The sequence below is a fragment of the Calothrix sp. NIES-3974 genome (genome assembly GCF_002368395.1).
GTDB lineage: Bacteria > Cyanobacteriota > Cyanobacteriia > Cyanobacteriales > Nostocaceae > NIES-3974.
In genome coordinates this window covers 2722042-2737627 of sequence record NZ_AP018254.1, presented here as the reverse complement: position 1 = coordinate 2737627, position 15586 = coordinate 2722042, and the positions used below count along the sequence as shown (strand labels likewise).

Genomic DNA, 15586 nt, shown 5'->3' with positions numbered 1-15586 from the left:
TCATGACAAATACACTTGAAACTGGTTTTTCCGTCCCCGTCACCGTCCTCACTGGTTATTTAGGTGCTGGTAAAACCACATTGCTCAATCGCATTCTTACCCACGAACATGGCAAAAAAGTCGCGGTGATTGTGAATGAGTTTGGGGAAGTGGGAATTGATAATCAATTGGTGATTGATGCGGATGAAGAAATCTTTGAAATGAATAACGGTTGCATTTGCTGCACCGTGCGTGGGGATTTAATCCGGATTATCGGTAATTTGATGAAGCGCCGTCACAAATTTGACCACTTAGTGATTGAAACTACAGGATTAGCCGACCCTGGACCCGTGATTCAAACCTTTTTTGTGGATGAAGATATGCGGGAACAATTGGAATTGGATGCAGTGGTAACGGTTGTTGATGCCAAGCATATTTTACAACATTGGGATGCGGATGAAGCCCAGGAACAAATTGCCTTTGCAGATGTGATTTTATTGAATAAAACCGATTTAGTTACACCCGAAGAATTGGATGTACTGGAAAAACGTATTCGGAGTATGAATGCGATCGCCAAAATTTATCGCACTCAAAATGCTAATTTGGCAATGGATGCACTGTTGGGTATTAAGGCTTTTGATTTGGAACGCGCTCTGGAAATCGAACCGGATTTTTTGACGGAAGAACATGACCATGAACACGATGATACCGTCGCATCCATTGCGTTAGTGGAAACCGGAGAACTAGACGGCGAAAAATTAAATCAATGGTTAGGTAAATTACTTCAGACCCAAGGTCCTGATATCTTCCGCATGAAGGGGATTTTAAATATTGCTGGTGAAGATAATCGCTTTGTTTTCCAAGGTGTCCACATGTTATTTGAAGGGAAACCTGACCGTCCCTGGAAAGATGGGGAAACCCGTAAAAATGAATTAGTTTTTATCGGTCGAAATCTTGATGAGGTTCAACTGAAGGCTGATTTTTTGGCTTGTAAGGTTGGTTGAGGGGACGGGAGACAGGATAAAAAATGGTTAATCATATTTAGGGTTTGCCGTAAAATTTCCCGAAAACCTCTAGAAGTCGGGTTTCTTTGAGAAATCTGACTTCTGACCCCACGAAAATTTAAGTTTTGCCTATTTTCCCCAACTAATATTTGATCAACTTCCAAAAATATGCCAACCTCTGCTAACAAAAAAGAATTTATCCTCAAAAGCTCCCATCAATTAACAGATTATGTCACCGTTGTCACTTGGTCTCCTTTCGGGGAAAAACTTGCTGCAACTTCATCCGCAGGAGAAGTTGTCCTGTGGGAAAATGGGGATGTACTATCGCTGCAATCAGTCACGGATACATCGGTTGATTGTGCAGCTTTTTCTGCTGATGGTCAGTTTTTGGCAACAGGGGGACAGGATGGACAAGTCAAAATTTGGCGAGGACAGGAATTAATCACTACTTTGGCAAATGCTCCCGCTTGGGTTGATAAATTGGCTTGGAGTCCAACTACTAACCATCTTGCATTTAGTATCGGCAAATATGTACAGGTTTGGGATGCAAATCAACAACAGGTAGTCACAACCCTAAATTTTGCTGATTCTTCACCCTTGGGGATTGATTGGCGTTGTGATGGCAAATACTTAGCTGTGGGGGGAAATCGGGGTATTAAGGTGTGGGAGAGTACAGCATGGGATGATGGAGCCTTTGAATTGGAAATGCCCACCGTTAGTTTAACATTGGCTTGGTCTGGGGATGGTAAATTTTTGGCTAGTGGTAATATGGACAGGACAATAAGTGTCTACGAATCTGAATTAATTCCCACCTCTGACCCCCAACCCTGGATTATGCGCGGTTTTCCCGGTAAGATCCGTTCCTGTTGTTGGTCGGATATTTCCACCCCTATCGGTGCGCCATTGTTAGCCACATCGAGTGTGGAAGGGGTGGTAGTATGGGAAAAATCCTCCGATGAGTCGGTTGGTTGGGAAGCACGGATATTGACCAATCACGTAGATGTGATTCAAGCGATTGGTTTTGCACCCCAGAGTTTTTTGTTAGCTTCTACTGCAAGTGATGGGTGGTTATGTTTGTGGAATGAAGCCAAACAGGTATCCCAAGTTTTAACGGGAGCAGAAAATGGTTTTGCGAGTCTGGCTTGGCATCCCCAAGGTAAACTATTAGCAGCAGGTGGCGATCGCGGTGAAGTGTTAATTTGGTCTCAATCCAGTCGCGCTCAAGGCTTTGGTAAATGAATAAACCTCGTCCGTAATTACCGAACGAGGTTAAGTATATAGATTTAAGTGCAATTTGTGAAAAGTTTACGGACGACGCGATGGGAAGTGTTTACAGGTCAGGGGGTAAAATCACTTGGTTAATGACGTGAATTACGCCGTTACTAGCTTTCACATCTGGTTGCACCACTTGGGCATCATTAACCATCACTTTAGCACCACCTTCAACACGAACGTTAATGGGACCGCCTTCGATACTCTTAACTTCGCCAGATTTTAAATCGGTTGATAATACCCGTCCACTGACGACGTGGTAGGTGAGGATTTTTTTGAGAACTTCCTTGTTTTGGGGTTGGAGTAACTCCTGTAGTGCATCCGGAGGTAACTTGGCAAATGCTTCATCAGTGGGAGCAAAGACTGTGAAGGGTCCGTTTCCTTGTAAGGTTTCAACTAATCCCGCAGCTTTTAGGGCTTTAGTTAAAGTGTTGAAGGAACCATTTGCTTGTGCAACCGCAACAATGTTTTTACCTTCTGTTGTACCGGAGGGAGCACCAGCACCAGGTGCAGGAGTTTCCGGTGGAGGAGTTACAGGTGCTGGTAGGGGTTGGGGTGCAGGTCTTTCTGCGGGTGTTGAAGTTGTAGAACCAGAACCAGGACAAGCACTACGGTTGTAGGGACATTCTTGGAAAATACTCGGACTGGGGTTAATTCCTCCCCGTGTACCTTGAGCAACTGTTGTTTTTTTTGTTTTTTTGTTGGTTTCTACAACTGGTTGGGGAGTGTACTGACTGTTGGACAGTACGCGTTGACTGCGGTTGTAGGGAGCTTCACTGAAAATACTCGGAGTTGGATTCAGTGTTTCTTGCGCTCCAACGGATAGACTAGCAAGAAGACTAACACCCGTTACTCCCACAATACTCGCCAATTTTGTCAGCAGATAGCTGTTGTTTACCTTCATAGGAATATGGTTGGCTGAATTTTCCACACATTACATAAACTTTTTATAACATTTTTTAATGCACAATTTCTCACCCCTTCGGTCTAACCTGGAAATCAGAATTATAACCATATTGTTTGTATATAAATATCTTATGAATACGCATATACGGACAAAAATATGTATTCAAAATTATCTGTATTTCATAGATATGAAGTCGATTCTGTTGGCGATCGCATTCATGTTGTGATTGATTCGTGCGGCAACGATTTTGCCATATTTTAGTCTGGAGCGTAGGCGGTTATAACCTATTTCCAATCAGCGATTTCACCTTTTGTCTGGATGCTTACTTCTTGCTGACTGCTTGGAACATATTTGAGTCAAATCCGCCTCTGAGATGAAATCCTGTTTAGTGTTGAATGTTGAATTATATAGTTTATTTTTATACTCTGAATCCCTGTTGAAATGGCACCAAGTACCACTAATAAGTGATGAGCAACCATTGACAGAATTTTGGTCAAAAGCACCGAAAAATAGGGTTTTGCAGTGTTTTTATTGACACGAAAAGCAAATAAAGACGAAATCAAGAATATGTTTGTTCCTTCTGCATTGGATATTTAGATTTCGATTTAAATTTAATTATGTATTCCCTTTCCTATGATTTAATTACTTGATTAAGTAGGGTCTGCGGAAAAAGTCGTTTCGTGAGGGTAGGGAATAGGGAGAGACACAACATGTCGCGTCTGTACAGGAATAATAGTTTTCACCCCACAATTCCACTTTTTATCGGCTCTAAAAAATTACAGATGCAAGCTTTTTGAGCTTCATACACAACCAAACAACAGTTCATTCCCACTCCCTACTCCCTCCACATTAAGAGAGATTCCGACAAAATAGTTGGGGATTATAAATCAAAATCGACGACATCATCAATAAAAGTTGTAAAATCTACGAGTGAACCAATGGCAGGAAAACCTCAATGCTGGAACTGTACCAATTTGAACTTTCTCAATACTCAGAGAAAGTGCGTCTCATCCTAGATTATAAACAGCTAAACTATCGGAAAATCGAAGTTACACCGGGAATAGGTCAACTAGAACTACTACGTTTAACAGGGCAAAAACAAGTACCAGTCCTCAAAGATGGTGACCGCTACATAGTAGATTCTACGGAAATAGCGAAGTATTTAGATGAACATTATCCCGAAAGACCAATTATTCCCAAGGAGGGAATCAAACGGGGTTTATGTTTGATGATGGAAGAATGGGCTGACGAATCAATTGGTTTAAAGGGACGCAAAGCCTTATTTTCAGCCATTAGTCAAGACCAGTATTTTCGTCGTTCCCTCTTACCAACAACGACCCCTGACATTCTCAGAACCTTGGTAGAGGGGGTTCCCAGCGATGTCTTCAAAGCTTTAGGATTTGGGGTTGGTTATAGTCCAGAGGCAATTAATCAAGCGATCGCGCAGTTAAAACAAGATTTGGAAGCGTTATGCTTAATATTGGCAGAGCGTCCCTATTTAACGGGGGATGAACCGACTTTAGCAGATTTAGCGGTAGCAGGACTATCGATTTTATTAAAATTTCCAGAGGGTGATTATTTAGATTTACCAGCTAGTCTCAAGGGTAAGGGAGTGGCAGAATTAGTTAATGATCCAGCCTATGAAAGATTTTTCACTTGGCGTGAGCAAGTCTACACCGATTTTCGCCGACCCATCAGTGGATTTAATCCCCCAGCAGACACAAATGCACCGACATCGATTCAAATTGATTAGGGAATAGGGAGTAGGTGGTATGTGTTAAATTTACGGCGTTGTTGAATTTGGGTATGAATTATAATTATTTAAATTTTGTGTTCAACCAAAATTATTCGTAGAGACGTAGCAATGCTAAGTTTCTACTACACAATGTATAATTTTCAATTCATATTGAAAATCAACAATGCCAAATTTACAAATCAACTCTGTTAAGTGTCTGTCACCAACTGGTACAAAACACACCATAACAAATAAAAATCATTTTTCCCTACTCCCTTGTAGACGACCCGACGGGTCGTCTCTACCTGGTTGATCAATTTCCAACAGTCATTTTCTTGGTTAAGACATGAATTTTGGCCAGCAACCGTTAGGTTCGATTACTCAAGGTTCCCTTACCGGTGGACTCGAAGTCAGATTACATCCCCATGTATCTGTGGAAGATATGCGCGTCGGTAAATTTTTAGTTGTACAAGGGATGCGATCGCGCTTTTTTTGTATGCTCACCGATGTGGCTTTAGGTACTGCAAATCAACGGATTATTTCTAACCCCCCTGCTTGGGAAGATACTTTTTTACGGGAAGTTTTGGCTGGAAGTGGAACCTACGGAACCATCGAGTTAGCTCCGATGTTGATGTTTACCCCGGAGGAGGTGACTGATGAATATTCTCCCAAAAAAGACCCAGGGAGTAAAGCCCTCACTGGTTTAGCTTCCTTTCAACCCCAAACCAGCACCAATATGGAATTGTTACCGGTAAAAACAATTCCTAGCCATTTCAGTCAGGTGTATGAAGCATCGGAAGAAGATTTTCGTCGGGTTTTTGGTTGGGAAGATGATATCCATCGCAAAAACTTTTCCATCGGCAAACCGTTAGATATGGATGTCCCTGTTTGTATTGATTTAGATCGGTTTGTGGAACGGAGTAATGGGGTATTTGGGAAATCGGGAACAGGAAAGTCTTTTTTAACCAGGTTATTATTAGCCGGAATTATTCGCAAAAATGCCGGTGTCAATTTAATTTTTGACATGCATTCCGAGTATGGATGGCAAGCCGTTTGTGAAGGGAAAACCTACAGTACCGTCAAAGGCTTAAAACAACTGTTTCCCGGTCGAGTGGAGGTATATACCCTAGACCCAGCTTCCACCAAGCGTCGAGGTGTCAAAGACGCTCAGGATTTATACTTGAGTTACGACCAAATAGAGGTGGAAGATATTCGTCTATGTGCGCGAGATTTAGGCTTATCGGAAGCAAGTTTGGATAACGCCAATATTTTACATTCGGAATTTGGTAAATCCTGGATTCTTCAATTATTAAACATGACCAATGAAGAAATCAAGCTGTTTTGCGAAGAAAAGCGCGGACATCAAGGTTCAATTACAGCTCTACAACGTAAATTATTACGCCTTGATAACCTGAAATACATGCGTTCTGCCTGTCCCCAAAACTACGTCCAACAAATCATCAAATCCCTCGAAGCAGGTAAAAACGTCGTCATCGAATTTGGTTCCCAATCAGATATGCTTTCCTACATGTTGGTGACAAATATGATTACCCGACGCATTCACCAACACTATGTCAGCAAAGCCGAAAAATTTCTCCAAAGCGGTAACGTCAGCGACAAACCCAATCAATTAGTCATTACGATTGAGGAAGCTCACCGTTTCCTTGACCCAGCCATTGTTGCGAGTACGATTTTTGGTACAATTGCTAGGGAAATGCGCAAATATTTCGTCACCCTGCTGGTGGTAGATCAACGTCCATCGGGAATTGACAACGAAGTCATGTCTCAAATTGGGACACGGGTGACAGCATTATTAAACGATGAAAAAGACATCGATGCGATTTTTACTGGTGTATCGGGAGGAAGTGCCTTAAGGTCTGTTTTAGCTAAATTAGATTCTAAGCAGCAAGCTTTAATTTTAGGACATGCCGTACCAATGCCGGTAGTCGTGAGAACACGACCCTACGATACCCAATTTTACACCGAAATTGGTGACCCTGCTTGGGATGAAAAACCCGACGAGGAAGTGTTTGCAGCAGCAGAGTTAGCCAAAGCAGATTTGGGATTTTAATCCCAACCCAAAAATCCCGCGATTGAACAGTTGGGTGTGGTAGATAATATATCTGTGGAAGGGGAAAGCTTAAAACTATTCCCTGTACAGATGCGACATGTCGCGTCTCTCCCTCTTCCTTACCCCTACTAAAAGTCAAACAGTATTACTCGTTTTCTTCTTCTTCAACTCCTAATTCTTTTAACTTTGCTAGCAATTTTTTGACTTTTTGTTGAGCTATTTCCGCTTCTTGCTCGGCTAATTCTGCTCTTTCTTCGGGTGTGGAAATTAATTCGCCATCGGGACTAAAATATCTTAGTTGACCTTTGGCTATTCCCAGAAACAATTCTAATTGTTGACTCCATAACCAATCTGTTTCGTTGGCTGTAATGGGTTGGTACTCTCCAGCGATTAACCGAAAACCTGCAAATTCCAAAGTTTCGGGATGAAACCAAAAGTATTCGGGAGTCCGGAATATGTCTTGATAAAGAAGTTTTTTCTCGTTGCGGTCTACTTTTGCTGTGCTATTTGACAGCAATTCTATAATCAAATTTGGATATTTCCCCCCTTCTTTCCACACCATCCAACTACGACGGGGGTAGTTTTCACATCCTTTAACAACAAAAAAATCGGGACCGCGAAAATCACGGGTTGTAATTTGCTCCTCGCTGTAATAAATCGTGATGTTACCACTAGCGTAGAAATCACTGCGGTTTTGCCAATACCATTTTAAACAAGCTAGTAACAATTCAATTTGGTCACGGTGTAGATCGCTTTCCAAGGGTGGTTCGTCGCTCCAGAGGTCGCATGGGGGTATGATAATATCCACCCCTGACTCTTGCAAGCAGACTGATGCGGAAGGGTTCCCTGAGTTCGGGTTACTTTCCATCATACTTTCAGGGATTTTTGGTGAGTGAGGTTTTGCGACAGCCATTTGATTTCCTGGATTTCTCGCTTGTAAATGGGGAGTGGGAAGGTGGGAGTACAAACGCGACATGTCACGTCTGTAGGGGGAGTAGGAATGAGCTAATAAGATTAACTGTTAACAGTCATGTAACACAACCCGAGGAAATAATTATGCAATATGTAGCAGTCCGAGGGGGATTTGTGAAATATTACATGTAGGGTTGTTAACGGTTGACAGTTGACGGTTAACGGCACGCTATTTTTCACGACTTAAATCGGATTGCTGTAAATATGTTTCATTATGTTTCATTTCCGATAGGAGCAAGCGATCGCTAATTGGCTATGGTGGAGTAAGGTCTCTTGGGACAAGCATTGAACGTGATATTGGGGTGTTTGCTCAACCAATTTTTGGATGCGATCGCTTGCTGCTGTGACTATGGCTTCCGATAGGGTTCCGTTTTCAATGGAATCAACAAAATCCTGGGCGATCGCATAGGTTCTTGCGATTGCTGATGCAGGTAGGTTCCGCGATACCATCAATAAATCACAACCTGCATGGAAAGTACGCGCTACAGTCCCCGGAACACCATACATTTTGGCAACGGCGTTCATATCTAAGTCATCGGAAACAATTACACCTTGATATCCTAATTCTGACCGCAGTAAATCTGTTAAAATCAACTGTGATAAGGTTGCGGGAACGTCCGGGTCTATTTGTGGAAACAAAATATGGGCTGTCATTACCATCGGTACTTCAGCGGCAATCAGGGTTTGAAAGGGTATCAATTCCCGTTGCCTTAACTGTTCCAAGGTTAAATCTAATACGGGCAATTCCAGGTGGGAGTCCGTGGTCGTGTCTCCATGACCAGGAAAATGTTTAGCGCAACCAACTATACCCGCTTCCCTTAACCCTTCTAAGTAATCCCGCGCTCTCACCCCTGCTAATTCTGGCTCTGCGGCAAAAGCACGCGCTCCAATAATTGGATTTTTCGGGTTAGAAAAAATATCCGCATCGGGAGACCAGGAGACATTAATACCAATTGATTTTAATTCGATACCAGTTGCTTTTGCCACCTCTTGGGACTGAGTACCATAGAGCAAAGCATGGGGAAATCGGGTTAAAGGTGGTGGTGTCCGCAGAACCCGACCCCCCTCATGGTCTAGGGTCATTAACATTGCCGACCGTTCACTATATTCCCGCACCTGGGTTAATAAATTCCCGAAGTTTTCCACCCAATCCTCATAGGGTAAATCATAGCGGAAATTTTTCAGGTAAAACACAATTCCTATCGGACTCAGGTCACTGAGAATACGTTTATCCTCATCACTCAACTCCGTACCCGACAGTCCAATTAAAAGATGCTGTCCAAATTGTTTAATTTTCCCTGGAGTCGCCATACCAAGTTACCTCACCCCCATAATTGTACAGATATATCTTGGGGGTAGTCATGTAGAAAATCAACCTATATTTTTGGCAAAAGGTAGGGGATAGAACCAAAGCATTTAAATTGCTTTTTTCTATCTCGGTTACAAAAACTGTTACGAGCGCAGAAATTTTTTCTTTCTACCCTAGGATATTGAGTAAGTTATGCTTCTCACATTCTACTGAAACCGTGACCCCCTCCAATTTATTTAGTCACGGTTTTTTATTTTTTGGGATTGAATGACAGAAATGTTCATAATCCCCTTACCTAGTAGGATCTGCTGTTTGTGTGCAAGAGGGAACAGGAAGTAGCCTACATGTATGCTGACACCAGAACCTATGAAAGGGATTTTTTCCCACTCCCGATTCCCCACACTCTCTACACTTTGGGAACTATTTTGGTTCAATCTCAATACTTAACCGGAGATAAAGGAAAAAGAATTTTGTTACCAAAACTGTTACAGAGACCATATGTAGGCAGGTAAGGCTTTATCATGGATTACAGTTAAGCTCCTCACACCACACTTGAAAGCCGTGCATTGACTCACGGCTTTTTTCTTAACTGGGAAAGCTTTCGGGTCTACATCTGCTCAGTCATCCTGCATAATTAATTACATTTTGTTATTACGTAGCTGCTCTTTCCAAAGGATTGTGCAGCCTTAGTTTCCCGATACAGCTCAAACCCTTAGATTGTCGCGAAAGTGACTCAGCGAAACAAAGTAATCGCCAGCATTTGAGATTGGTTCGTAATCAAACGGCACAGGTAATTTTGCCTATCCACTTCCAGAAATGTGTACATGAATATCAAAAAAGCTTTCCCTGGATTTGAAGCCAAGGGTTCCAAATTTATCTAGGGACACAGCTTTATAGTATCCTCTAAAAATTGTTGATACATTTGCTCCCCCTGCTCTCCTACATATATTAACTTCCAAGTAAAACGCTATAAAGCCCCGTCCTTGGGGAACGGCTTTTGTATTATGATGAAGTCAGGGGTAGATAGCATAAATTAAAAAACAACCCCGTCGAATAGTCGGTGTTTACTTGTATTGGGTAAAGTAGTCTGGGTGATTGCCGTCTGGATTCTTCCTTCCCGGTGAGGTAAGAATCTTCGTGGCTATAGCCCGGAGAGTGTCAAGCTATAAAAGTGAACGACTGTTGTTCAAGTTGATGTCGCCAAAACTCATACGTGCCTCGTAGTATTCTCAATCACATGTAGAAACAGGAGGAATCTCGCTCATGACTAATAACCCGGAATCATCCTCTCCAATCACAATTAGTCCAGAAACCGATGCTCTGGTGGAGCAAGAAATGGCAGGGCAAAATGCAGACATCAAACAGGAAACCAAAGCCCTGATCGAAGCAATCAAAAAACGTGCCCAATCGGAAATTCAAACGGCACAAGACCTGACTCGCGAAGCCTATTTAGCTGCTGTGCGACGCGCTCGCGAAGCCATTGAGGAAGCAAAACTGATTGACCCAGATCGGATTGAACAGTCTGTGCAACTAATTCAGCAGGAAGCTCAGAAAAATTGGCAATCCATCGCTGACGAGATTCAGCGATTAGGCGATCGCCTGGCTGATGCTGCTAAGGCTGCTTGGACTGTTCTCACTCAACCCAAGTCCTCATCGGACGATTCCGATTCTTAAACGGGGATACCATTTTAGATTTTGGATTTTGGATTTTGGATTACTCTCGCCAGAAGCCGCACTACGTGTGTCTATGGATTAGAAACAAAGTTCCGACACATCAATATTTTCTCATATTTCTAATATCTATCTATCATATCTATTTTTCCAGTTGGTGTTAGTTTTGCGTCAAATTACATGAGTTGGCAATTCCCCCATTGTAGCACTAACCCCCCATCAGCAAAACGCTCGCTAGATGTGTGGTCTTTAGCTACACTTTTGGTTTGTACCCATTACGGGTTGGGATTCATTTTGGGAACCGCAGAGCAGTCAGTTGCAGTGGGTGCAGCAGGGAGTCTGTATGCTGTTTCCCTCAGTATCGGGTTTTTGGTGCTATTGTTCTTTGTCAAATTTTATTGGCAATCCGTAGAGCAAATTTGGACTTTACTCGGCGATCGCTATGGCAATCCGGTCAAAGTCGTTATCGCTTTGATGTCTTGGATGTCTCTGATTGGCATCGCTGCTGTTCAAATGATTGCTGCTGTGGCAATTTTAAATCTTGTTGGTTTGCCCAGGGAACCGACAATGGTAGGACTGACAATCCTCCTTTGCTTCCTATCTCTGCTTCCTGTGGAACGCGCTAGTCAGGTGTTTCGGGGGTTATTGCTGCTGAATATCGGAGCTTTAGTTTTTGCCCTTTGGCGACTACATAGTTTATCAGAACTAGAGTTAACCGTGCGGCAATTTTTCCCCGACCTTTACCAGGTCAGCTGGTGTCATGAACTGGGCATTTCCATTGCTACCATTCTCATGGTTACAGTTGATATGAAGTGTCAACAGTTCATTGTGAGAGCAAAAACCGTTCGCATTGCCTATGGGGGATGTATTTTGGCTGCGATCGCCCTGTTTGCACTGGCATTTTTACCAACTGCTGTGGTTTTGGCTGGAAAGCATCAGGAGATTCTACCAAAAGCACTACCGAGCAAGGAAATTCTTCCCTATATTTTGTCTTGGATCGGTGGAGGAGTGCAACATTGGCAGGGGATATTATTAACCCTCTCCCTCGTTGTTCCGGCTTTAGGAATTGGTAGCAATATTCTTCGGATTCAAACGAAAACTCTATTTGATTTAAAAATGTTTCCCAACCTTCCCCAGCGTCAAGTTTGGATTACGATTATTAATGCCTTTTTAGCCCTTGCTGTCGCTCTCAAGGGGGGGGAAATTGTGAATTTAATACTTGATTTCTATGCTGCTTATTTATCTAGCGTTTGGCTACCTTTTATTGCCTATTTTCTCGCACAAACAAATTTTTATATCTTCTTTCGCAGTAGTGTTCAATTAGCCCTCATTACAAGTGCGATCGCTTCTGTTGTCACCCTCGGAATTACGTTGTTAAATCCTCTAGCTATTTTATTTGACAGTAGCGAATTGACAATTATGTCCATCGGTATGGGAACTGGTTGTGTCACCCTAATACTTTCTCAAGTCGTTGTCACCTACCGCATCATGTTACTTTCCCAGAAGGAGGTGTAGTCATGATTACAGAAATTGGTAAAACGTTAGTGGCGCTCGGTGCAGGTATTATCCTGCTTGGAGGTTTATTATGGTTAAGTGGCGGGACTTTGAGACATTTTCCCATTGGTCGTCTACCAGGAGATATTCTCATCCAAAATGAAAATTTTACCTTTTATTTTCCCCTGGCAACTTCCATTTTACTAAGTTTGGGTTTGAGTTTAATAATATGGATATGGCAGTCCTTTGTGCGTTGAAAAATTTTTCAGTTTGAGGATTTTTGCATGACCATTTTATTTTGACTAGGATATATTTGAGGTGGTCAGACAACAAAGATTACAGGTTATTTATGAAAGGGAAACCAGCCGAAGAACCCACACATTTGGAAAGTAGTCACAATCTGAATGATTCAGCACCCGATAGATTTGGACAATCCTGGTTTCACCGAGAAACCGTTGTTCGTAACTTGGAGATTTTTCAGAACTTTATTGTCGTTTCTCTCTGTATTGGCATCTTTTTTGTGATGCTAATTCGATTGGGTGAGATGTTTCTTTCTTTATTAGAGCCGATTAATTTTCAGGCCATTACATCCGATATTTTATTTATTTTGATTTTGGTGGAAATCTTTCGTTTATTGATTATCTATCTGCAAGAACAAAGAATTTCTATTGGTGCTGCTGTTGAAGTTTCTTTGGTTTCCGCATTACGAGAAGTTATCCTACAAGGAATTTTGGAAATTCCCATTTACCAATTGCTGGGTGTCTGTGCGTTTCTACTTGTCCTAGGTGGATTATTGGCTTTGCGGGTCTGGATGTTCCAACGTTTTGACCTGATTAAACAACAGTCCCATACCGACGAATCTCTTCAACGTCGCAACTTTGGTCTGCGTCGTTTCACATCTGTCGATCAGTATCCTTTCTGATATCTATTACGGAGGTTTTACCAATGTTTAATATCATTCGTCGCAGTCAAATAGTTGGTTTAATGGCGATGGATAGCAGTACCGCAACTCGTCTTGGTGGTGTTGAGGAAGTTTGGGTCGATAATCAGGGTCGGGTTGTGTATTTTGCTAGCAGTGCTGGTTATACCCCCATAGAACAAGTTTCGATTGTTGGTCCAGATGCTGTCCTCACCTATTCTGGTCTTGCAATGGAACCACAAATCACTCTACGTCGCTTACACCGTATGGCAGTGCGCACTCCTTCAATTTCCGATACCCTGGGTTGGGTGGAGGATTTTCTGTTTGATTGGGAAACAGGAGATATCGCAGCTTATATTTTGGCTGGAGATATTGCTGCACCCTTTGGTGGAAGAGCTGTTCTGTTTCCAGAGGATGTGGAGGTTATTGATGCGGAGGTAGTTGTCATCAAAGAGGATGCGAAAAATCGACTTCAGAGTGAATCGGAGGGGTTAAAGGGATTTTTGAGCGAGAAATCCCAACAGGTCAAAAGCTTAGTTAGACAAATGGGCGATCGCCTGAAGTCTTTGGTTTCCCCTCAAGATAAACCTGATGTTGTGCGGGTCAAAATCAAAGAAATTCGGGATGAACTGGAAACTTCTGGACGACATGATCAAAATACACTCCAAGAAGCGGCTGAATTTTTGCAAGAAAAATGGCATGATTTCCAGCAAAGTTTCAATCGGACTGGGAAACGGATGAAGGAAGCTGTGGATTCTGCTTGGAGAAGATTGACTCACAAGTCTTAGAGGATGTTTTTTCCTTTATCTCTCTTCCTGGATTTTGAGTGCGCGATCATTTGTTAATTAACGGCTTTATTTTTCCCTCCCGTGAACATAGGGAGTTAGTAGTAGTGAGCTAGGGACAAAACACTTTATATACTTTTTTGGTGTCATACCATTTCACTCAAATTTTGATACATTTTCTTCCCCTGCTCCCGAAAGCTCCCTGTCAGGTATTAACTCCCAGGTATTAACTCCAAAGCAAAACGGTATCAGCTGTACATATAGACTACTCCCTATTCCCTGTTCCCAATTCCCATGAAAAAACTTTGACGGTTTGTGTGTTTGTGTGGGAATGGCAGAATCTACATCAGAACCAATTACAAAATTACCCGTCAATACTGATTGCGACTTTCCCCCGTACTTGACGCTGCTCTAACTGGTTAATTGCCGCAGGAACTTCCCCTAAAGGATAAACTCGATCGACGTAGGGACGAATTTTACCAGCCTCAATCATGTCTTTTAAAACAATTAAATCACTTTGGTTCGGTTTGCATACTAGGCATTTTATCTTTCGACCACCGATTTTAGTAGTCACAAAATCGAGAAACATGGCTTGAAATAATCGCCCCATCGAACCACCAACCGCAACGTAAGTACCTGGAGTTTTTAAGAACGGGAAATAATTAAAAGGTGAATTGTAGGCCGCATTATCAAGTATCAAATCGTAGTAGTGTTGTTTTAATTTAGACTTGACTTGAGTGTAATCCCATACGTAATCCGCACCAATCGATTTCACCATCTCGATTTTACCCTCACTGCATACAGCAGTCACCTCAGCCCCAAAAGCCTTGGCAATCTGGACTGCAAACGACCCCACCCCACCAGAAGCCCCATTTATCAATACCTTGTATCCTGGTTGGATTTGTCCCACATCTCGCAACCCCTGAAGGGCTGTCAGAGCTGAAACGGGAACTGTTGCCGCTTCCTCAAAGCTCAAATCACTGGGAGCGATCGCAAAGGCTGTTTCGGGAGCGCAGACATATTCGGCAAATGCACCAAAACCAGATTCTGATAAATCACCAAAAACTACATCCCCCGGTTGAAACTGCGTCACATCTCTCCCCACCGCTTCCACCACCCCCGCAACATCGCAACCCAGGATTTGAGTTTGAGGCTTGCCTAACCCTCCGTAAATAAAGCGGATAAAAAACGGTTTACCCCGCATCAAATGCCAGTCACCAGCATGAACCGCAGCTCCACGAACTTTCACCAGTACACCCTTATCGAATATAACGGGTCGATCGACCTCCTCCAATTTCAATACATCGGGGGAACCATATTCATACTGGACAATCGCTTTCATTTTTGGGACTGTTTGCTTGAGATTATTCATTGGTTCTGATAATTTTTACTTACATTGTAAGTCTAGCTTACGGTGTAAGTTTGTCAAGATCAAATTATCTGGAAAATATAGAAGAAAGGAGTGGCT

The 15586-nt window shown here is 42.5% G+C and carries 13 protein-coding genes; 9 read left to right on the top strand and 4 right to left on the bottom strand.

Features of this window, described 5'->3' with window-relative positions; genetic code table 11:
• Window positions 1–2: 2 nt before the first annotated feature.
• A complete protein-coding gene (locus CDC37_RS10855) occupies window positions 3–983 on the top strand; it encodes a CobW family GTP-binding protein (protein WP_096621891.1) in 981 nt (326 codons plus the stop codon).
• A 168-nt stretch (window positions 984–1151) separates the two neighbouring features.
• On the top strand, window positions 1152–2222 hold the full coding sequence (locus tag CDC37_RS10845; RefSeq protein WP_096621888.1) for a WD40 repeat domain-containing protein: 1071 nt from the start codon (window positions 1152–1154) through the stop codon (window positions 2220–2222).
• 91 nt (window positions 2223–2313) lie between these two features.
• Here CDC37_RS10845 and CDC37_RS10840 read toward each other — a convergent pair whose 3' ends face one another.
• Entirely contained in the window at window positions 2314–3159 is an 846-nt protein-coding gene (locus CDC37_RS10840; RefSeq protein WP_096621887.1) for a fasciclin domain-containing protein, read from the bottom strand.
• A gap of 958 nt (window positions 3160–4117) precedes the next feature.
• On the opposite strand from CDC37_RS10840, the gene CDC37_RS10835 reads away from it, so the two are divergent.
• Entirely contained in the window at window positions 4118–4915 is a 798-nt protein-coding gene (locus tag CDC37_RS10835) for a glutathione S-transferase family protein (protein WP_096621885.1), read from the top strand.
• Between the two features lie 328 nt (window positions 4916–5243).
• Window positions 5244–6968: a helicase HerA domain-containing protein gene (locus CDC37_RS10830; protein WP_096621884.1), complete on the top strand. Its 1725-nt coding sequence runs from the start codon at window positions 5244–5246 to the stop codon at window positions 6966–6968.
• Window positions 6969–7113: 145 nt separating this feature from the next.
• On the opposite strand, the gene CDC37_RS10825 is transcribed toward CDC37_RS10830, so the two are convergent.
• Window positions 7114–7836, bottom strand: a complete 723-nt coding sequence (locus tag CDC37_RS10825) for a Uma2 family endonuclease (protein ID WP_096626083.1) — start codon at window positions 7834–7836, stop codon at window positions 7114–7116.
• A 323-nt stretch (window positions 7837–8159) separates the two neighbouring features.
• Window positions 8160–9251: a glycoside hydrolase family 3 N-terminal domain-containing protein gene (locus CDC37_RS10820; RefSeq protein ID WP_096621883.1), complete on the bottom strand. Its 1092-nt coding sequence runs from the start codon at window positions 9249–9251 to the stop codon at window positions 8160–8162.
• 1261 nt (window positions 9252–10512) lie between these two features.
• Between CDC37_RS10820 and CDC37_RS10815 the strand changes: the two genes are divergently transcribed.
• From CDC37_RS10815 to CDC37_RS10795, 5 genes are all read left to right on the top strand, one after another.
• Window positions 10513–10923 carry a hypothetical protein gene (locus CDC37_RS10815; RefSeq protein ID WP_096621881.1) on the top strand — a complete coding sequence of 137 codons (411 nt, stop codon included), beginning with the start codon at window positions 10513–10515 and terminating at the stop codon, window positions 10921–10923.
• A gap of 177 nt (window positions 10924–11100) precedes the next feature.
• Window positions 11101–12435 (top strand): hypothetical protein, encoded by a 1335-nt coding sequence (locus tag CDC37_RS10810; RefSeq protein WP_096621880.1) that lies wholly within the window; start codon window positions 11101–11103, stop codon window positions 12433–12435.
• Window positions 12436–12437: 2 nt separating this feature from the next.
• Window positions 12438–12671 (top strand): DUF2905 domain-containing protein, encoded by a 234-nt coding sequence (locus tag CDC37_RS10805; protein ID WP_096621878.1) that lies wholly within the window; start codon window positions 12438–12440, stop codon window positions 12669–12671.
• Window positions 12672–12763: 92 nt separating this feature from the next.
• Entirely contained in the window at window positions 12764–13336 is a 573-nt protein-coding gene (locus tag CDC37_RS10800; protein WP_096621877.1) for a phosphate-starvation-inducible PsiE family protein, read from the top strand.
• A gap of 23 nt (window positions 13337–13359) precedes the next feature.
• A complete protein-coding gene (locus CDC37_RS10795) occupies window positions 13360–14121 on the top strand; it encodes a PRC-barrel domain-containing protein (RefSeq protein WP_096621875.1) in 762 nt (253 codons plus the stop codon).
• Between the two features lie 361 nt (window positions 14122–14482).
• On the opposite strand, the gene CDC37_RS10790 is transcribed toward CDC37_RS10795, so the two are convergent.
• On the bottom strand, window positions 14483–15490 hold the full coding sequence (locus CDC37_RS10790) for an NAD(P)-dependent alcohol dehydrogenase (RefSeq protein WP_197707057.1): 1008 nt from the start codon (window positions 15488–15490) through the stop codon (window positions 14483–14485).
• Window positions 15491–15586: the final 96 nt, after the last annotated feature.